This is a genomic window from Pristimantibacillus sp. Z349TD_6 (assembly GCF_056173205.1).
This window is the reverse complement of the sequence record NZ_CM149662.1, coordinates 1,964,766-1,984,820: the sequence shown is the minus strand read 5'-3', so window position 1 is coordinate 1,984,820 and position 20,055 is coordinate 1,964,766. Positions and strand designations below refer to the sequence as shown.

Genomic DNA, 20,055 nt, shown 5'->3' with positions numbered 1-20,055 from the left:
TTATGCAACTCCTTCGTTTTTTAACCTGTTACAGATGCAAATCCAGGAAGCTCTACGACATTATTCGCTAGATCCAGCAGCCTTGTACGCAATTCTGCTTTGCTCATTCCCCCGTGCAGGGCAATAATTTCTTCAATATGTTCAAAATAAATCTCGGATGATTTGCCTATGTAGATTTTTGGATAAACCTGCTTTTCATTGATTTCATCATCCTTAAGCATTTCTTCGAATAGCTTCTCGCCTGGGCGAATTCCTGTGTACTCAATGCCGATTTCCTCGACCGAGTAGCCTGACATCCGAATGACATTTTGTGCAAGATCGGTAATATTAACGGGATCACCCATATCGAGGACAAAGATTTCACCGCCTCTGGCAAGTGCACCAGCTTGAATGACTAACCTTGAAGCTTCAGGAATGGTCATAAAATAGCGAACCATGTCCGGATGAGTAACCGTTACGGGTCCCCCCTTCTCTATTTGCTTCTTGAACAGCGGAATAACGCTGCCGCGGCTGCCCAAAACATTGCCGAATCTTACCGCTACAAATTTGGTATTGCTGAACCGGTCCATATGCTGAATGACCATCTCTGCAATCCTTTTTGTCGCGCCCATAACGCTGGTTGGATTAACCGCCTTATCGGTCGATACCATGACAAACGTATCCACGCGAGCTTGGCTGGCTGCTCTTGCCGCATTCAAGGTTCCCATTACGTTATTTTTGAACGCTTCCTCTGGATTTCTCTCCATCAGTGGAACATGCTTATGTGCTGCTGCATGATAAACGACCTGCGGACGATGAGCTTGCATAACGGCCAGCATTTTATTTGCGTCTTGCATATCGGCGATTTCTGTCACAAATTCTATTTTCGTATGTCCGTAAAGCTCTTTCAGCTCCATCTCAATGGAGTAGATGCTGTTCTCTCCATGTCCAAGCAAAATAAGCTTCTCCGGTAAAAACCTCGAAACCTGCCTGCACACCTCAGATCCAATCGAGCCCCCAGCGCCTGTTACCATAACGACCTTCTGGGTGACGTAACCTGAAATACTCTCAATATCGAGCTCCACAGGCTCACGCCCTAATAAATCCTCAACTTGAACATCACGAAATTGACTAACCGACACTCTGCCGGTAGCCAAATCCTCAAGCATAGGAATGATTTGTGTTTTTGCTTTCGTTTTAGCGCATTCGCTAAAAATCGTGTTGAGCTGTTTTTTGCTCAGTGAGGGTATCGCAATAACGATATTGTTAATCTCATAATCAAGCGCCACCTTCGCAATGCTTTCAACTCCGCCCAACACCGGAATGCCCATAATATCTAAATTGTGTTTATTTACATCGTCATCTATGAACGCCGTTGGCAATAGCTCCATATCATTGTTGCTAAGGAGCTGACGGGCAAGCATCGTACCCGCAGAGCCAGCACCAACAATTAACGTGCTTTTACGCAATCCAGCATTTTTCTGGTAGCTGCCACGGAAAATTCTCCAGCATAACCTCGAACCTCCGATTAACAGCATATGAATCATCCAGGTCACAGCCAGCAGCCTGAAAAACACATCCTGCATCACAATTTGCTGAATAATCGCTGCTGCAAAGATCGAGAAGGAAACGGCCTTTGTAATAATCAATAGCTCCCCTACACTCGCATATTCCCATGCCTTCTTATACAAATTGTAGTAGAAGGAAAAGAAATGATGGCTTAATAGCAAAGTAATCGAGCTGATTACAATGGGTGCAGTCACCACATCAAGTGAAGCACTTAGCAATAACCTGCTAAAAAAAATGGCGGTAAAAACGATAATGGAGTCGATTAAAATCAATAAAGACAATCTTTGTCGATACGTCAAAGAACATTCACCCTTTCTTCAGATATAGAAAAAACAAACGAAATTATTGGCTTAAGAGAATCAAGTTTCATATCTCTGCTACACTCTTAGAGTGTTTAACTAAAAGGCTTTATTCAAAACCATTTAGTTAAAGACTCTAACATAGAGTCCAGGGGCATCGAACCCCGCCTCACACCACACTCTTGACGACTCGCGTCTAAGGTTTTTTTGCAACCCACAGTATGGCCGAGTGCCTCCATTGATAACGGTGAGGAGACATTACCGAATGAAATTGCCTTTACAAACACTTAATGTGCTTTATAAAGAACAATAGTCCGTAAAAAAAGCGCTATCCGATTGATATCATCAAACGCTCTACTTATTTAGTATGACACCCAATATATTAGCTTTTGCAAACAACAATGCACGTTTCGCTTCCAGTGCATGCTCCTGCTGTGTCTTCCCATGTTTTAAAAGCAAGAGTACGCCGTCACATTTACTTACCAGCGCATTCGTATCCGGAACGCCAAGAACCGGCGGGCAATCCAGCAGGACCATGTCATAATGCTCATCTGCAAATGCCATTACATCTATCATGAGCTGTGAATCGAGCAGTTCTGTCGAATTATAGAGGCGCTGCCCGCTTGGCAAAATATCGAGTCCTTCGACCTCCGTATTATAGATCGCTTCACGAATTTCGAGCTGCTGCCCTAAAACATTCGACAAGCCTGGCGAGGTTTGTACATTAAAGATTTTGTTTATGATTGGATTGCGAAAATTTGCGTCGATGATCAGCACTCTATCGCCACGTTGTGCCATGCAGACAGCTAAGTTGACTGCCGCTGTCGATTTCCCTTCGCCCTCTGAGGGCGAAGTGACCAGTAAAGAACGCACCTTGCTGCCGCTCGCTGCATAATGAATATTGTTGCGAATGGTTCGATATTGTTCCGAAACGATGCCATGCGGATTAATATAAGCGAGTAAGCTTTTGTTTACATAAGACTTTGATACCTTTTGCCGTTCACGAACCAATCGTCTCACCTCTTACAGAAATGCTTTTTTGTTTTTTCAAACGACTGCTACCATAATCTTTTCGTTTAATTTTATTAACTTGACCAAGCATCGTTAGGCCGAGCAGCTCTTCCACTTCTCGTTCTGATTTGATAGAATCATCGAGTGAATCTAGCAGGAATACTAATCCTACGCTCAAAATCATGCCAAGCAAAAAGGCAATGTACACGATACGATTGCTTTTTTCATTAATCGGGAAAGGATTTTCTTCTGCTTTCGTCAACAATCTGATGCTCGTAATTCCAAGCACTTCCGATGCTACTTGCCTGTAGGTTTCCACTGCTGTATTCGCGATCTCAGCTGCAAGCCTTGGATCGGTATCCATAACAGAAACTACGGTAACAAGCGAGGCATCTACACTGTCTACTCTAATTTGGCTTCGCAGCGCTGCTGCCGAAAGATTAAGACCGAGCTTTTCAATTACCTGATCCAAAACGATTGGCTCTCTGAACAATACCCTCACTGTGCCCATCATATCCGAGGAAGCAGCCACGATCATCCGCGTGTTTGATACATACATTGGCGTTTCAGGCTTTGAGTTAAAGAAGCCCGCAGCGACTGTAAAGAGAATAGTAATGACCACGACTATCCACAGACGTTTTTTTACCGTGAGAAATAACGCTTTAAGATTTATTTCTTTAATCTTCACTCTGTCTTGATCATGATGCGATGCTTGTGAATCCTCCAGCCGTTTACCTTCCATTTGCACACCTGCTTACTATGTTTGTTATAAAGAACAATAACACAATATTAGTTCTTTATATAGAACATGTCAATACACTTTCCCGACTTTTTATTCAACGTCAGTTATCGATATGAAGAATAATTATATTTGATGATTTCTTTTTGTCAGCAGAGTAGACGTTCGTCTCCGTTCTGCTTTCCTTCCACATATTTGAACGGATCAAGTCTTTTAGTGCTTGGAAATCACCCTTGCTCATACCTTCATCAACCGCATTTTTAATAATGACTCGCCATTCCTCATCCAACGTTTCATCCATATGAATCTTTGGTAAATGCTCTTCTCCGAGTAAATATTCAATGTTTGAGTCTAGTGGAGCTGCTATTTTTGCCATTACCTGAAGAGATGGGTTATTCTGCATATTGCGTTCAATGTAGCTCAAGTAGGACTTGGATACGCCCGCTAGGTCAGCAAGCTTCGTGATCGAGTAGCCCTTTTTTTCCCGTAGACTTTTAATCCGTTCCCCTATCATAATATTCTCCTTCGGCCAGTTTAGATCTAAACGTAAAGCTCAACAAAAACAACACAAACTAACACTTTATAACAGACAATATGTATATTTTAGTTCTTTAATGAGAACAGGTCAATAGCATTCCATTTTTTTATATGCAAAGAAGCAGCAAAGATGTACAATTTTTGCTAACAAAGTGACTCTAATAATTTGCTGAAAGGACAATTATTTATGAAAAATCCGATTAAATCAATGGATATAGAATAAAACGTTTAATTTCGAGCAATTCGTATTTGAAAGAGCTGGGATTGAATGATTACTCCATATAGAAACTCAAATAGAGGTTGAACACGGCTAAGCCATGTCCAACCTTTTTGGTTGTCCATCTTGATTCGCACATAATTCCAACAGCATGTCCATAATGGAATGCCTGCCTATAGGCGTCCAGCTCATCACAAACCAATTTTGAATCAGCCTAGTATTGCCGGTTTTCACAGCAGGAATTTGATCCCATACATTTGTCTCGAGCATTCGCTGAAACATCTTCCCGCTTCCAGCAAGTACATGATGCTTATGTATAAATAAATGCTCCGTTTCGAGGAGCGGCATCGACTCCGGCAGCATCTCTTGTCTCCAAATGTCTCCACATCCCGGAGCACCGGGCTTCAAGGCGAGTTCGCCATAAATCAGTTCATTTAATGGATGACCCGTAGTACCTTGAATGCCTATCGTCCGATGATTGACTTGCATAATTGTAATACGACTCTCACCCAAGGCTTGCTGCAGCGTCTGCTTCACTTCCAGCGTCCGCATTTCCAAACGGGTTAATGTTTGAGCAGCTTCGCTTTCCCGGCCGAGAAGCTCCGCAATTTTCAAAAAGTTCCGTTTCCAGTCCCATACCGACAAATCGTGAAAAACGGGAAATGCAATTTCCTTCAATGACTCACGAAATTCGCTCTGATAATGGTCAGCAATAATAAGATCGGGAGCAGAGCGCTTCAATTCCTCCAATTGGCTGTGGAACCGCGCTGCATACTCTTTCTCGCTTAATCCCGGGTAATGAAATAAATCGAGCACACATACTGGCTCAATCCCTAAAGATTGCAAATAGTGCTGATACCCAAGCGAAGAGGCTACCGCTACTCTTACGGTCTCACGCTTCATAAATATCGTTGGGGAAACGCCGACCATACGCTGAAACATTCGACTGAAATAAAATTCGCTGCGAAATCCGACAGCAGCAGCAACCTCCTTGACCCGATTATTTTTTTTGCTCAGAAGCTGCTTTGCTTTATTCATTCGAATTGTACCCAAATACTCAACAGGGGAGAGCTCCGTTATTTTTACAAATAGACGTGAATAAGCGACTGGTGACATCCCTGCCATTTCGGCGAGCTTCCCCATGCTTATTTTATCTGTATAATGCTCCTCCATATAAGAAATGCTTCGATTGATGCGATCATCGTTTTGTTCAGTCGGCTCTGGAACGCTCTTAATTAAAGATTGAATAAATTGTTCCAGCTGCAGCCGAAGCGACAAGCTATCTTTTGCCCGCTCGTCCTTGCTGCTCTTATCCATTTCAACAATTCGTTGCAGGATATGCTGAGGCTGAGAGACTGGTATCCGGCCGGGCAACAGCGAGCCAGACAGCGATATTGAGCTGGATAGTATCATGCCGCCTTTCGTCTTAACTAATGTTTGCGGCTGAAAAAACACGCCATAATATTCAAAGCCCCCGGATTGCTCAGATATTTCTACAACCATGCCCGGCACAAGCAAAAACAGCTCAAACGGACGAATTCTACATAGCGTACCATCCAATAGAATAACGCCTTCGCCTTCTGTAATAAAGCATAATAAATATACTGGAATCCGATAGGTGCGTATTCCTCTCTTGCCTGTGAAGCTTCTTTTGCGCACCGAAGAGAATAGATAGAGCGAATGAGTCAGTGTGGAATGAGGCATCATTTAGCAACAACCGCCTGCCTTTCGTAAAACGTTGGCTAATTCCATTTCTTATAAGCTTCTGCGACGAATCAGCAAATTGATCATATAGGGCGCCCCAATCAGCGCAGTAATTAATCCTACGGGTATTTCAAATGGCGAAAAAAGGACTCTCCCTAGTAAATCCGCCAACATAACGATTAACCCTCCGAGAAGTGCAGCAACCGGCAGTCTTTTTACACTCGGTGTACCTACGAGATTTGAAGCCATATGCGGAGCCATCAGTCCCACAAATGCTATCGTTCCAGCCATCGAGACAGCTGAGCCCGCTAAACCAACGCTAAATAAGAGAAGTAAAAATCTGACGCGTTCCAGTCGTATGCCCATCCCAATTGCTGAACTATCGCTGAGCTGAAGCAAATCAAGGGAGCGTGTATACAGCATTAGCAGCACAAATAAAATGATAATCCACGGGAGCAGCGGCCAGAAATGTTCCCACGTTCGGCCATATAAGCTGCCTGCCATCCATACAAATGCTTGAGAAACGCGGAATATTTTGCCCACTGTCAGTAAATACGTTATTAATGCGCCAGCCATTGCAGATATGCCAACTCCAACTAGAAGCATACGCTCGGTAGAGCTGCCTTTTTTCCAAGAGAGCTTATAGATCGTTAATGCCACCAACAGCGCTCCCCCAAATGCAACCAATGGAAGACGACTCATTGGAAAGGAAGGGACAAGCACCAGAAAAGCAACTACAGCAGCTGCCGCTCCTGCATTTAGTCCAATGACGCCCGGTGAAGCCAGCGGGTTGCGGGTAATCATTTGCAGGATCGTCCCCGATAATGCCAAGCCGCATCCAGCCAAAAATCCAGTCAATACCCTTGGCAGCCGCACTTGACGAATCGTAAACGCATATTCGTCACTGCCTATTCCAAGCGCCGTCTGGATTGCAGCCATCACAGGTATATTTCTCTCGCCAATAATAATGTTCAGCAGCAATACAAGTACATTCATCAATAACAACAAAATAATAATTCGGTGCCAACGTCCTTTTATAAAAGAAGTTATGTCGCTCCACCCCTTCGCTGAGCCAAATAAATTAAAAATGGCGCCCCAAAGAAGGCTGTTACAACACCTACGGGAATTTCCTGATCAGGCAGTACAAATCGTGCGCCAATGTCCGCAATCAACAGCAGCAGGGCACCGATTAATGCGGAATAAGGAATGATCCATCGGTAATTAAGTCCTACAATTGATCGAGCAATATGCGGAATTGCAAGTCCGATGAACCCAATGGGACCAGCGATAGCAACCGCACTGCCTGCAAGCAGCACAATAGCGACGATACAGAGTGTCTTGATAAAGAACACATGTTGGCCTAGTCCTTGTGCCGCATCCTCTCCTAGACCGATAACATTCATATGATTGCTTAGACCAAACGCACAAATTAATCCAACTAGCATATAAGGGGACACCTGTATAAACAATTGCAGATCCCTTCCTGTAAGCGAACCAGCTAGCCAAAATCGCATCGTATCCAAAGACTGCTCATTTAAAATCAGTATCCCTTGCGTAAGGGAGGTAAGCAGAAGGTTGATCGTAGCTCCTGCGAGTACAAGCCTGACTGAGGTCAATGTGCCTCTGCCTAATGAACCAAGCAGAAATACAGCTGTTCCTGCAGCTGCTGCACCGAGTAAAGCCGACCAAGAGAACACAGTAAGCGAGGTGGAATTTAATGCTATTGAAGCGATAACTACAGCGAGTGCAGCCCCGTAATTCACCCCAAATAACTCAGGACCTGCTAACGCATTTCGGCTGAGCGCCTGCATCAAGCAGCCCGCTACAGCGAGCGAGCCTCCCACAGCTGCTGCGATCAGTGCTCTTGGCAGCCTGACGGAACGGATAATGATGTGAGCTTCCTGTGAAGCATCATATGACCAAAATGCATTGAGGGCGGCATGGAATGGAATTTGTACAATCCCAAACATAATGCTCGATAATAAAGCAGCGCAAACAAAAATAACAAGAACAGCCAATCCCATCAATCTGGGCTTCACTTCGCCTACCTCCAGCTCGTCATTGTCAAATAAACGAAGAAAGATTGGGGCGCCGCTTGGCGACCCAATCTTTAATTATTTTACAAGAAATGATTGCAGATCATCGACAACCTTGTTTACGGCTTGAATGCCAAGTCCGCTCATCCAATATTCCCAATCAACGGAATGTACACTATTGCTTTTGACTCCGTTTAAGGAAGCCCATAACGCACTTTTCTCAACCTTGGCAAAGGCATCCGGCTCTCGGTTGAACCAAAGGATTATATCTCCATCCAGGCTGCTCATTTGCTCCTCGGTCACATCCTTGGAGAATCCTTCAATGTTCTGTGATTCGGGACGATTGATCCCAGCGTCTGTCATAATGGTTCCAGCGAACGTATCCTTCAAATAAATTTGTATTTTATCGGCACGCGGACGAAATAGTGAGACACTTTGTCCTTTGTCCGCTAATTTAGATTTTAGATCCGTTATTTTCCCATTGTAGGCGTCCAGCAGTTTTTGGCCTTCTGCTTGTTTGTTCACTGCTTCAGCATGCAGCTGCAAGTTCGCTTTCCATGTAACGCCTAATGTTTCTACGAATACAGTCGGTGCGATTTTCGTAAGCTGGTCATGGATCGCATCATGTGTATCTTTGTTGCCGATAATCAGATCCGGCTTTAAAGCATCTATCGCTTCCAAGTTGGGCTCATTTACAGATCCAATATTCGAAATCCCATCTGTTCCTTTCAGATAAGCCGGATATGGATCTCCCGCAGCAAGAATTGAAGGTGCTCCAATTGGCGTAATGCCAAGCTCCAACAAATTATCAAGCGCTCCGATATCCAGCACGACAATTTTTGCCGGGTTAGCTGGTACCAACACGTCTCCATATGCATCTTTGACCGTCCGGTCAACCGCTGGCTCTGACGTTGTTTCCGATGGTTTTTCGGTGCTTTTCACTCCATTGTTTTCTGTACTCGATTCAGCACTGCTGCATGCGGAAAGCACCAAAATCATTAACCCAATAAGGGAGAGAAATACCCCTAATTTAAGATGACGAACTTGATTGCGTGAAAACATTCCTTTATTCCTCCTGCGTCTAATTAAGAATGATAACCATTATTAATAAAATAGCGTACATCCTATGACACTGTCCATGCACAAACCTTTTTATTTCATGTACTATTTTTAAATCTGGTAATAATCACCCAAAATTACCCATTTTTAAGCTATGTTACTGCAATATTAGAATTGGCAATCTGTCATCAATACGCTGCCTGACCATTCCATATTTAAATCTAATCGAAAAAAAAAAGATCTCCTCACTACGGGATATAACCGTAAGAGGAGATCCTTTTCATTTATCCAATAAGCGATATCAAGCTTTTAAATTCCAGCTCTTCAAATTTGAGCAATACGGTTTCGCGTTCATAGGCCCAGCAGCAACCATCGAGCTCTGCCGATACTGGCACATCACAGCGAATTGTCGCTAAATCACGGGATAGATGAAGCATATCAAGATCCGCTTCAATTTTCACTCGGATTGTTTTGGATACTGCCTCCAAATTAGCGAGCAAACCCTCGATTGAACCATGTTCTTGAATAAGCTTATGCGCTGTTTTTTCTCCGATACCTTTCACGCCTGGGTAATTGTCCGCTGTATCTCCCATTAACCCTTTGATGTCGATAATTTGAATAGGCGTAAGTTGGCGTTCTTCCATTAGCGTTTCCGGCGTATACACCATGTAGTTCCCGATGCCCTTCTTCATGATCGCAACCGATACCCGGTCGTCCACCAGCTGAAGCATATCATGGTCACCCGTCACAACAAAAATTTGCGCTTGATCCTTAAGTGCAGCAGCAAGTGTTCCAATGCAATCATCCGCCTCATATCCTGCAATCCCAATATTCGGTACACCGAAGCTGGCAACGACTTCTTTCACCAGATCAAACTGAGGAATTAGATCCTCTGGCGCAGACGGACGATTGGATTTGTAACCATCATACTGCTCCGTACGAAATGTCGTGCTTCCCATGTCCCAGCAGCATACGACATGTGTTGGATTAAACGTATTGATTGCATCCATGAAATACCGAACAAATCCATGTACTGCATTAACAGGTACGCCTGCACTTGTTTTACGAACGCTTCCTCCGAATGAAGTAGCGAAATAAGCCCGAAATAAGATTGCCATCCCATCAACCAAAAGTAAACGTTGTTCACTCATCGTTATAAAACCCCTCTCAAACATATCAAACTATTATTTATATTTATTGCCCACGAATAAATTTTCCAATCCGCTCCGCAGCTTCCTTCAACCGTTTTTCGCTTTCAACCAGTGCTATTCTTACATAACCTTCACCCTCGGAGCCAAAAGCTTCCCCAGGCACTACGACGACGCCCGTTTGACGAAGCATTTCCTGGGAAATTCGCCTGGACGTCCACGGCTCGCTAAGCGACCACTGCATAGGAGGAAGCTGCGCCCAAACGAACATTGTTGCCCGAGGTGCGGCAACATCCCATCCTTCTGCACGAAGCGCTTCAAGGAACGTATTGCGCCGCTGCTCATAAAGCTTTCCTGCCTTTGGCTTCTCTACATTTGCTATCGCTTCCTGAAGTGCAACAATTCCTGCCTCTTGAATAGGATCAAACACGCCGTAGTCAATATTCGCTTTCAGCTCGCGGAGAGCGGCGACTGCTGCCCTATTTCCAGCCAAAAAACCAATTCTGCAGCCAGCCATGTTGAAGCTTTTGGACAATGAATGGAATTCAACCGCATGATCGATTGCACCCGGTACCTCAAGAATGCTTGGCGGCTCACAGCCTTCAAATCCCATCTCGGAGTATGCAAGATCATGAACGACCAACACGTTATGACGCTTTGCTTTATCAATCAATCGCTCAAAAAAGGAAATGTCCGCTATAGCAGAAATCGGGTTGTTCGGGTAATTGAGCAAAATAAACGTTGCCTGGTCCCACTCCGAATCCGGTATTGCCTCCAGATCGGGCATAAAGCCATTCTCCTCGCGCAGCGGCATCAATACAGATTCGACTCCTGCGAGCGCTAATGATGCAGCATAGATTGGATACCCCGGATTAGGCAGCAAAACGATATCGCCAGGATCACAAAGCGCCATGGCAAGATGGGCAAGACCGTCCTGTGAGCCGAGCAGTGTTACGATCTCTTCTCCGGCATCCAGCTCCACGTCAAATCGATGCTTCATCCATTTCGCTGCATGCTCTCGAAAGGGCAAGCCGCTTTTGATAGCTGGATACGAGTACATATCACTGCGCAATGCCGCTTCGCTAAGCGCCTGTCTAACGGCGGGCGAAGGCGGCTGATCCGGATTACCGATTCCCAGATCAATAATATCAAGACCGCTTTCCACAGCTGACCGCTTCCACGCTGCAACTTCTGCAAATATGGATGATCCTAGCTGCGACAGCCTCTTGGAACGCCATTTGGTTTGTGACATACGTCCATTCACCCTTTTCCATTGTTCCAAACTTGTTCGTATTGTTCTTCCTTATATCCAACAGTAACCGTCTTGCCATCCGTCACGATAGGCCGTTTAATCAGCATGCCATTTGAAGCTAGCAAGTCATATTTCTCATCTTCAGTCATGTCAGCCAGCTTGTCCTTCAAACCAAGCTCCCTGTAAACATCTCCAGATGTGTTAAAAAACTTTTTCAGCTCTAGACCGCTGTTTTTTACAATCTCCTTCAGCTCCGCAGCTGTAGGTGTTTGCTCTACAATATTTCTAGATACGACATCATTTCCTTTATTTTGCAGCGATTTAAGCGCTGAGCGGCATGTACCGCATTTTGGATATTGAATGATAGTTAGTTCCTTTTGTTTCGTCATCCTCTTGTTTCCTCCAGCATTGGGCTGACTAGTCCCATTTTATTTTGATAGACTCCGTTCTAATCGTTCAAGCTCAGGCGGCAAATCCGCACGCCATTCCATCCATTTTTTTGTAATGGGATGGGTAAATCCCAGTATCTCGGCATGGAGTGCTTGACGACCGACTGCGTCCTCCCACTCCTCCTCCACACCTTGTTGAGTACCATACATTTTATCTCCGATAAGCGGGCAGCCGATATGCTTCATATGAACGCGAATTTGATGCGTCCGTCCCGTTTCGAGCTTTAAGCGCACAGCCGCTGCGGCAGGCTTGTCCGAACTAGATTCATAATGTGCAATCGTCTCATAATGCGTAATAGACGGATAACCCTCCGGCGTGACGATGCGAACATGCGGCTGGTCTGGGTCACGGTCAATCGGCGCATCAACCACTCCCGCAGCTGGCTCAGGGCAGCCATAAACATATGCGCGGTACAGCTTTAAAATACCGTTTGCCTGCATTTGCTCCGAAAGCTGTTGATGTACATAGGAGGTTTTGGCAATAGCGACAAGTCCGGATGTTTCTTCATCAAGGCGGTGGACGGGACGGAAACGCACCTTCTCCCCCGCTTCTTGCCAATGGTAAACGATACCATTAGCAAGCGTCCCCGTGTAATGTCCATGGGTCGGATGGACAATCATCCCAGCTGGTTTATTTACGATAAGCAGATCCTCATCCTCGAATACGATTTGTACCGGAATTGGCTGCGGCAAAATATCTTCGGAAATTTCCCGCTCCATGCGTACGCGAATGATATCGCCCGCTGCAACAGGAGCTGTCGTATAGGCACGAATCTCGTTAACAGTCAGTCCATGCTCCGTTTGCTTTACTTGCGAGAGCAGCTTGCGCGATACGCCCAGTTGACGCTCCAGCACCCGCCGGACGGTCATTCCATGCTCTGCCTCGCTAACCGCAGCCACCAACGGCCGATAATATAATAATTCAAGTCTATCCATCATTTTTTCGGCTTCCGAAATACTTCTGCGCTGCGTACATATTCCGTATCTGATATGCCAAGCTTCGCATTTGCAACTCTAGCAGCGGCGAAGAAAAAATCGGACAGTCGATTCAAATACGTTTGTACATCGGCATTAATCGAATGCTGAGCTGCAAGCGTTACAACGCGGCGCTCTGCCCGGCGGCATACCGTTCGGCATACATGCAGAACTGCAGAAACAGGGCTTCCTCCCGGCAAAATAAACCTCGTGATTTCCGGTGCCTCTGCTGTATATTGGTCAATCCATTCTTCCAGACGTTTAGACGGCTCTGCCGATATTTTTAGAGGCGCGCCTTCAACGGCGTAAGCAAGATCTGAGCCGCAGTCAAACAACTCCTGCTGAATATCAACGAGCCAAGCTGCCATCTCTGCCAGCTCTTCATGTTTGGCAGCTTCCGCCGCTGCCTGCCCTACAAAACAATTCAATTCGTCTATAGTGCCATATGCCTCAACACGAACATCATCCTTGCGCACGCGGCCGCCAATTAAAGATGTCTGACCGCTATCGCCCGTTCTTGTGTATAGTTTCATCGCCTTGCCTCCTTTTTTTCATCCATTACTCTCTATTCATGCAAACAGCAGGCCGGATAAGCTCCTGACCTGCTGTTTATTAAAGGCGTTAGATTAGCCTTCTTGCTTCAAGCGATGTACAAAGCCGCCTATTCGATCAAGCGCTTCGGTCAGATTCGTGACAGAAGTTGCATAGGAGCAGCGAAGATGGCCTTCGCCTCCGAGACCGAACACATCTCCCGGAACAGCTGCAACATTCGCTTCATCGAGCAGACGCTGCGCAAACTCCTCACTTGATAAGCCCGTCGATACGATCGATGGAAATGCATAAAATGCACCCTGCGGCTCATGGCAATCGAGTCCGATTTCCCTGAATCCTTTTACGACAAGACGCCGGCGCTGATTATAAGCCTCCACCATGCGGTCCTTCTCTTCTAAGCCATGTTGAAGTGCTTCAAGCGCTGCATACTGTGCCATAATCGGCGCGCACATAACGGTATACTGGTGAATTTTCAGCATAGCTGCAATAAGATCGGGATGGCCGCAGGCATAACCCATCCGCCAGCCTGTCATCGCGAAAGCTTTCGAGAAGCCGCTCACAAGAATGGTACGATCCTTCATCCCCGGCATTGCAGCAAAGCTTACATGCTTCGAGCCGTAAGTAAGCTCCGCATAAATCTCATCGGAAATAACAATAAGATCATTTTCTTCCACTAGCTTTGCAATAGGCAGCCAGTCCTCATAGGTCATAGTGCCGCCAGTAGGGTTGCTTGGATAACATAAAATAAGTACTTTTGATTTCGGCGTTATAACGGCTTGAAGCGACTCAGCCTTCAGCTTAAATTCATCCTTGGCAAACGTTTCAATACCGACAGGTTTTCCTCCGGTAAGCGCGGTTATAGGTGAATAGGAAATATAACATGGCTCAGGAATCAAAATTTCATCGCCAGGCGCAATAAACGCACGAAGGGCAAGATCGATGGCTTCACTGCCGCCAACGGTTACTAATATTTCGTCCGCAGGGTTGTAAGGCACGGCAAATTGATCGTTTAAGTACTGCCCGATTGCTTCCCGCAGCTCTGGCATTCCCGCATTTGACGTGTATTGCGTTTTCCCCATTTCAAGCGCATATACAGCAGCTTCCCGAACATGCCATGGCGTCACAAAGTCGGGTTCCCCTACTCCTAATGTAATAACATCCTTGCGCGTACTGACCAAATCAAAAAACCGACGGATTCCCGACGGTTTGATGCCCCGAACGAGCGGTGACAAATAATCAGCCATCGATTGACGCTGCAAAGGTGTGGAGGGTTGTTTCTCTTCATCTTTAATCATTGCCATCACCCTTTTTTCACGGCGAAACCATCAACCGATGATCACCTTCATGCTCCTCGAAGATAATGCCGTCTTGTTTGTATTTTTTCAAAATAAAAAATGTTTTTGTCGATAATACCGCGTCAATAGGCGATAGTTTATTCGATACAAAAGAGGCGACCTCTTTCAACGTTTTTCCTTCAACCTCAACGAGCAAATCGTATGCTCCCGACATCAAGTAGACGGATTTTACTTCTGGATATAAATAAATGCGCTCAGCGATTCCTTCGAAACCGCGACCGCGTTCTGGTGTAATTTGTACCTCAATAAGTGCAGTTACCTTCTGGTCGTCAATCTTGCTCCAGTTTACGACTGTCGCATACTTCACGATAATATGGTCTTTCTCTAGCTCGGCGATGGCTTGCTTTACTTCCTCGGTTGTTACGGCTAACATGGTTGCGATCAAATCTGCGTCCCTGCGCGCATCCTCCTGAAGCAGTTCAAGCACTTTCAACTGTAATTCGGTCATTGTATAACTCCTTCCAGTACAACTGCAATTATAAAGAATATTTTACAACGTTTTTGTTTCTCGCGCAATCAAAGCATAAAAGGCTGAAGCCTTTATTTTGGCGGCTTCAGCACTTCTCGCGGAGAAATATTAGCATCCTATGTAAAAGCTGCTTCTGCTTCCTAATCCTTATAAAAAGGAAAGACCCCAAAGGGGTCTTTACATGTAATGCGTTTGTGAGCCTTGTTGATATTGGCCGGACTGATGCATTTGCGGCGTATACATCGTTTGGTTTTGCTGTTGCCCTAGGTTTTGCTGTAAAAACTGGCTCGTTTTTTGTTTGGTTTGCTGATATTGCTTTGCTTGCTTGTCCAGCTCCTGACGCAGCGCAGGCGAGGATGTATTATACATATTCGCTTGCTGCATCGCCGTGAACAGCTGGCCTTGCAGTGCCAACGTGCTGTCTGTCAATTTCGTAAACAGCTGGCGAATATCAGGACAAGTAGATTCTGTTGCTGCTGTTGCATATTCACGAACAACTCTTTTCAAATCGCTAAGGATCGTGCCTGCCAAATCTTCCTCAGTCAAAATCGATTGCTTTTGTTGTTGCTGCATTATGATTGACCTCCTAATCTTCTTTTAAAATCCTTCTTATTGTTGAGGCTGTGTTGGAGCGATTTGCTGATGGTGCGAGATCGCAGACAGCAAAGAATCATAGTGCTGCTGATGGGTTTGAATCATTTGTGAGCATAAATTTCTAAGCGCTGGTGTAGTACCCGTAGCAACAAGCGTTGCACATTGCTTAATTAATAAATCCTCGTTAGACATAGAGTCTGCAATGTACTCCAGCTCTTTTGCCGTCATTTGTTGCAACATTTGGTTTTCCTCCTCTAGACTTGGTTCAAAATTACGATTTGATCCATTTATTTCGTGCCAAACGTATTATGAGCTAAATTTCCTTTATTTATGTGTCAATATTTAAATCGAAATTACCGGTGTGAATTAATTGGAAATCCACCTCTATGATTAACTGATCGGGCTTTGGCAGCCACTCCTTGCCTTTGCATGCTTGCTGCCAATATGCTTGATGGTAACGGTACAGATGATGCTCCAGTTGAAAGAAGCTAACTTTCTTCTCCAGCCCCTTGCGGAACGTATCCTCCATCTCCTGCTTAATCCGCGCTTTAACTGACGAAACAATTTCATGTTCCTGTATAACGCCATCCATTTCTGCGACATTCCCGTCTACTCGCATCTTTAATGTGAAAATGGGCTTGTCACCTTTAAAACTCACATCCACACTCCCTTTGGATGACACAACAGCGATTGCCGCTTTCCCTTTTTCCCCTTGCGCTTTGAGCAGAAAATGCTTGAATTCAGGATCTGCCCACCTTAGCCCAGTGACTTCTGGCTCCGTAAGATACCCGAGATATTTAAGATCCTTGAATATAAATATCCCTTCTATTAACTGGATTTGAAGCGGCTGTTTCTTTCTTCTCCAGTATTCTTCATTTGCATTCAATGCGGGAAGAGTGGTTACCATCGAGGGTTCATTCAGCGTCTGTACCGCTAGCTGCAAGGAATAAGGACGAATGAAGCTCCTCTGACTGTCGAGAGGGCCTGGCATATACATAATGCTGTTAAGCGGTGATTGATCAAAAAAAGTATCGCTAGTAAAAATCTTATCAATCGGTGCTTTAGTTCCAAATAGCAGCGAGGTGTACCGCGATGCCCGCTGTCGATTCACCCCGTCCATGATGTCAGCGATTTTGCTCATCGCTCTCTCCTGTACGATAACGGTTTTTAAATGCTCCAAGCTCAAAATCGTTTGGCCAGAGCGAGCCAGGTCATTTAGAGCAAGCAGTACGGTATCTCCCGATCCTTTTCCGATCCAAACCGGGTTTGGATCAGGCTGAAGCGATTCTGTTTTGGCAATTAATCCAAATTTAATCGTTTGGGCATAAATATCAAATTGTCCGTCCTTATAATCGATGCCAAATGCGGATATATAGCTCACATCCGCCAAATTAACCTCATCCCAGCAGCCTTGCAGCAGCAACGACATAAACACAATGCCTGCCAGTGCAGCACACTTTCTAAGGTGTGTTGCCTGCTTTTTAATCCATGCAAAGAGCATCATTTATTCCTCCTAGTACTCTTAAGCTTCCATGGCATTTGTATAAGCGCTGGCAGCAGCTCCTTTAAGCGCATGGGTGCAACCGGGTATAAGTAAGAGCGTCCAAATGATTCTAATGTGCACATGTAGATAAGAACGGCAAAGGAGCCGATAAAAAAACCGAAAATACCCAGCACAGAGGAGCAGATAAGGACAAGGTAACGGATGATGCTTACCGAGCCGCTTAATGACTGATTCACGAGAGTAAAGGTTGATACCGCCGTTACCGCGGCCATTACGAGCATCGTTGGCGATGTCATGCCCGCACGGATGGCTGCATCTCCAACAATCAATCCGCCGACAACAGAAACGGTTTGACCTACTGCCCTTGGAAGTCTTACACCAGCTTCCCTGAACAGCTCGAACATGGTCAGCATCAGAAACATCTCCATCGTAGCCGACAGCGGCAATCCGATTCGCGACATCGTAATGGTTGCAAGCAGCGTAAAGGGAATCTGATCCGTGTTGAATGCAGACAGCGCTATCCAGAAACCAGGCAAACAAATAGATAATACGAGTCCAACAAGCCTTAACAAACGTTCTAATGAAACATAATAAAAGGGTAAATGTGCATCCTCTGGCGATTTGATAAGCAGCAATAAGTTTCCAGGTGCTATAAGTGCTGATGGCGACCCATGAAGCAATATCGCTACCTTGCCTTGCAGCAACGATTGAACGACATAATCAGGCCGTCCTACAAATTCAACGAGTGGAAATAAAGAAAAGCGGCGGTCGGATAAAAGCTCCTCCAGTTGACTTCCGCCTACTAGAGCCGGAATATCAATATTGTCCAGTCTCCTTCTTGCTTCTATAACAAGCTTAGGATCAGCCTTTCCCTCCATATAAAGCAAAGCGACCTCCGTCAATGACTCGGTGCCGATTTTTCGATACTCTACATGCATATCTGGTGTTTTCAGCCTCATGCGCACTAAAGCAACATTCGTTGAAAGCTGTTCGACGAACCCGTCGCGCGGTCCTCGAATCGATACTTCAAGCACCGACTCCTCTGGCGTCCTTCCTGGCTGATTAGCGATGTCAAATTCAAACAAACCTTCAAATTTAGCAAAGGACAATATGACGCTGCCTGCAAATAGGCGCGCAAATATGTTGCTGCCAAGATCCCCAGATTGAATTTGACTAAATAACATGCTGGGCTTATGTTTTTCACCCGTATCCACGGCTGGAACCGTTCTTAATTGCTCCGCCCATTTCTCTAGTAGCGGAAGTAAGCCGAGCTGCAATTGTTGATTGTCGATTAATCCATCGCAATACAACAAAGTCACTTCCATTGGACCGTCTACGTCGAGTGTCAGCTTATATTCAATAACATCATGACAATCCTTCAATATGTGTTTTAACTGATCCAACGAAATATCGTTGTGATCGATCTCACTATTATGCTCGTCATGAATCATGACTGCTCTGCCTCCTCCGAACCGATAATGGCTGTTCTTTTTTTATCACCTTGTTTTTTTCTAAACATAGACACGATCCAAATCACGATCGTTAAGAACATAACGATAATGCCGGTATATTGAAATGCAGCATGTAATGCGCTCCTTACCTGAACCATATTTTTGATGCCAACGCCCGAAATGACTAAAATGATCACGCCAAGCGCAGTAGGGGAAATCCATTTCTGTTTTAAACGCCGCAACGGCCAAAACTCTGACAAAATGTGAATGGATATCGCTAACCGAATAAGTGCGCCTGACATCCACTGAAAAATCGCAAAAAAATCAACATGCTCAAAATATTTACCGATGGAAACCAGTCTCCATTGCGAAAAAGCAGGGTACCGCATTTTATCAGCTTCAACAGGCCCGAATTCTACAATCGCGCCTATGACCGGACCAAGCGTCAGGAGCGATAAAAATAGAACAAGCACGATAAAATGCCACCTTTTAAATTTCCCATGAATATGATGCTGGATAAACATGAACCCAAAAAACTCGCAAGATGAAGTCAACACATAATAAATGCCTTTCATGACCGGGCTCATCCCATTCTCTAGCATAGGGAGCAAATAGTGATAATCTTTGTGAGGCATGTTCGCAGACATGACAAAATCGCCTAACAATACAACGATTGGCAATAATATGCAGCTAACATAAGCGATGGTCCGCAGCCCTGAGACTGATGCAAACATACAAAGGCCTAAAAAAACAGTACAAACTACCATGGAGGGCGTATTGGGCAAATAGGTTGTCGCAGTCCACGAAGCGGTTATAATTAGCGTTTCAAAAGCAATGCTCAGCTGTACCAGCAGAAATATACTAATAATTATCCACGCCAAAAACCGCGGCATAAGCTGTTTCAGCCATTGATCAAGCGGGGTTCCATCCATCCGCTTTAATATTCCATAAACAGGAAATAAAACCCATGGAAGGACGATAACAAGTCCAAAAATAACAGAAATCCATGCATCGCGCTTAGCGGCATCAAGCAGCAGCGGTACAACCAGAACATGATTTACAAGTCCAACTGATAAAACCATCATTAACATAGAGGGCAAAATCCCAAATGGTTTCACTTTCATAATCTTGTCACTTCCTTCCAAAGATAATGTTT

The 20,055-nt window shown here is 45.0% G+C and carries 20 protein-coding genes; all 20 read right to left on the bottom strand.

Annotated elements, in window-relative coordinates; translation table 11 throughout:
* Positions 1–20 precede the first annotated feature (20 nt).
* The 20 genes from AC0VYE_RS08535 to AC0VYE_RS08440 all read right to left on the bottom strand — a co-directional run bounded on the left by AC0VYE_RS08535 (position 21) and on the right by AC0VYE_RS08440 (position 20,023).
* Entirely contained in the window at positions 21–1,847 is a 1,827-nt protein-coding gene (locus AC0VYE_RS08535; protein WP_339207721.1) for a polysaccharide biosynthesis protein, read from the bottom strand.
* Between the two features lie 354 nt (positions 1,848–2,201).
* On the bottom strand, positions 2,202–2,858 hold the full coding sequence (locus tag AC0VYE_RS08530) for a CpsD/CapB family tyrosine-protein kinase (protein ID WP_076267869.1): 657 nt from the start codon (positions 2,856–2,858) through the stop codon (positions 2,202–2,204).
* Positions 2,848–3,600 (bottom strand): YveK family protein, encoded by a 753-nt coding sequence (locus tag AC0VYE_RS08525; RefSeq protein WP_441908976.1) that lies wholly within the window; start codon positions 3,598–3,600, stop codon positions 2,848–2,850. Before AC0VYE_RS08525 ends, AC0VYE_RS08530 begins: the two co-directional genes overlap by 11 nt.
* Positions 3,601–3,700: 100 nt before the next feature.
* Positions 3,701–4,111 carry a helix-turn-helix domain-containing protein gene (locus AC0VYE_RS08520; protein ID WP_076267870.1) on the bottom strand — a complete coding sequence of 137 codons (411 nt, stop codon included), beginning with the start codon at positions 4,109–4,111 and terminating at the stop codon, positions 3,701–3,703.
* Positions 4,112–4,444: 333 nt separating this feature from the next.
* On the bottom strand, positions 4,445–6,058 hold the full coding sequence (locus tag AC0VYE_RS08515; RefSeq protein WP_475447258.1) for a helix-turn-helix domain-containing protein: 1,614 nt from the start codon (positions 6,056–6,058) through the stop codon (positions 4,445–4,447).
* 48 nt (positions 6,059–6,106) lie between these two features.
* Complete coding sequence (locus AC0VYE_RS08510; protein WP_475447256.1) at positions 6,107–7,051, bottom strand: FecCD family ABC transporter permease; 945 nt, start codon at positions 7,049–7,051, stop codon at positions 6,107–6,109.
* Positions 7,052–7,101: 50 nt separating this feature from the next.
* Positions 7,102–8,079, bottom strand: a complete 978-nt coding sequence (locus AC0VYE_RS08505; RefSeq protein ID WP_475449486.1) for a FecCD family ABC transporter permease — start codon at positions 8,077–8,079, stop codon at positions 7,102–7,104.
* A 90-nt stretch (positions 8,080–8,169) separates the two neighbouring features.
* The gene (locus tag AC0VYE_RS08500; protein WP_475447254.1) at positions 8,170–9,153 is read right to left on the bottom strand and encodes an ABC transporter substrate-binding protein; all 984 of its coding nucleotides are present in this window, start codon (positions 9,151–9,153) and stop codon (positions 8,170–8,172) included.
* 281 nt (positions 9,154–9,434) lie between these two features.
* Positions 9,435–10,301, bottom strand: a complete 867-nt coding sequence (locus tag AC0VYE_RS08495; protein WP_430057621.1) for a 5'-3' exonuclease — start codon at positions 10,299–10,301, stop codon at positions 9,435–9,437.
* A 43-nt stretch (positions 10,302–10,344) separates the two neighbouring features.
* Positions 10,345–11,550 carry an aminotransferase class I/II-fold pyridoxal phosphate-dependent enzyme gene (locus AC0VYE_RS08490; RefSeq protein ID WP_475447252.1) on the bottom strand — a complete coding sequence of 402 codons (1,206 nt, stop codon included), beginning with the start codon at positions 11,548–11,550 and terminating at the stop codon, positions 10,345–10,347.
* A gap of 8 nt (positions 11,551–11,558) precedes the next feature.
* Positions 11,559–11,939 carry an arsenate reductase family protein gene (locus tag AC0VYE_RS08485; RefSeq protein WP_475447251.1) on the bottom strand — a complete coding sequence of 127 codons (381 nt, stop codon included), beginning with the start codon at positions 11,937–11,939 and terminating at the stop codon, positions 11,559–11,561.
* 39 nt (positions 11,940–11,978) lie between these two features.
* On the bottom strand, positions 11,979–12,938 hold the full coding sequence (locus tag AC0VYE_RS08480) for an RluA family pseudouridine synthase (protein ID WP_475447249.1): 960 nt from the start codon (positions 12,936–12,938) through the stop codon (positions 11,979–11,981).
* Positions 12,935–13,507 carry a cob(I)yrinic acid a,c-diamide adenosyltransferase gene (locus AC0VYE_RS08475; RefSeq protein WP_475447247.1) on the bottom strand — a complete coding sequence of 191 codons (573 nt, stop codon included), beginning with the start codon at positions 13,505–13,507 and terminating at the stop codon, positions 12,935–12,937. Before AC0VYE_RS08475 ends, AC0VYE_RS08480 begins: the two co-directional genes overlap by 4 nt.
* 93 nt (positions 13,508–13,600) lie before the next feature.
* Positions 13,601–14,821, bottom strand: coding sequence for an aminotransferase class I/II-fold pyridoxal phosphate-dependent enzyme (locus AC0VYE_RS08470; protein WP_076267878.1), 1,221 nt, complete (start codon positions 14,819–14,821; stop codon positions 13,601–13,603).
* A 16-nt stretch (positions 14,822–14,837) separates the two neighbouring features.
* Entirely contained in the window at positions 14,838–15,329 is a 492-nt protein-coding gene (locus tag AC0VYE_RS08465; protein ID WP_076267879.1) for an Lrp/AsnC family transcriptional regulator, read from the bottom strand.
* Positions 15,330–15,527: 198 nt separating this feature from the next.
* Complete coding sequence (locus tag AC0VYE_RS08460) at positions 15,528–15,923, bottom strand: spore coat protein (RefSeq protein ID WP_076267880.1); 396 nt, start codon at positions 15,921–15,923, stop codon at positions 15,528–15,530.
* 36 nt (positions 15,924–15,959) lie between these two features.
* Positions 15,960–16,184, bottom strand: a complete 225-nt coding sequence (locus AC0VYE_RS08455; protein WP_179089791.1) for a hypothetical protein — start codon at positions 16,182–16,184, stop codon at positions 15,960–15,962.
* Between the two features lie 88 nt (positions 16,185–16,272).
* Positions 16,273–17,448, bottom strand: a complete 1,176-nt coding sequence (locus AC0VYE_RS08450) for a Ger(x)C family spore germination protein (RefSeq protein ID WP_083681927.1) — start codon at positions 17,446–17,448, stop codon at positions 16,273–16,275.
* On the bottom strand, positions 17,445–18,899 hold the full coding sequence (locus tag AC0VYE_RS08445; RefSeq protein WP_076267882.1) for a spore germination protein: 1,455 nt from the start codon (positions 18,897–18,899) through the stop codon (positions 17,445–17,447). The genes AC0VYE_RS08450 and AC0VYE_RS08445 overlap by 4 nt, the downstream gene beginning before the upstream one ends.
* Positions 18,896–20,023 (bottom strand): GerAB/ArcD/ProY family transporter, encoded by a 1,128-nt coding sequence (locus AC0VYE_RS08440; protein WP_475447244.1) that lies wholly within the window; start codon positions 20,021–20,023, stop codon positions 18,896–18,898. Before AC0VYE_RS08440 ends, AC0VYE_RS08445 begins: the two co-directional genes overlap by 4 nt.
* Between the last annotated feature and the right edge of the window lie 32 nt (positions 20,024–20,055).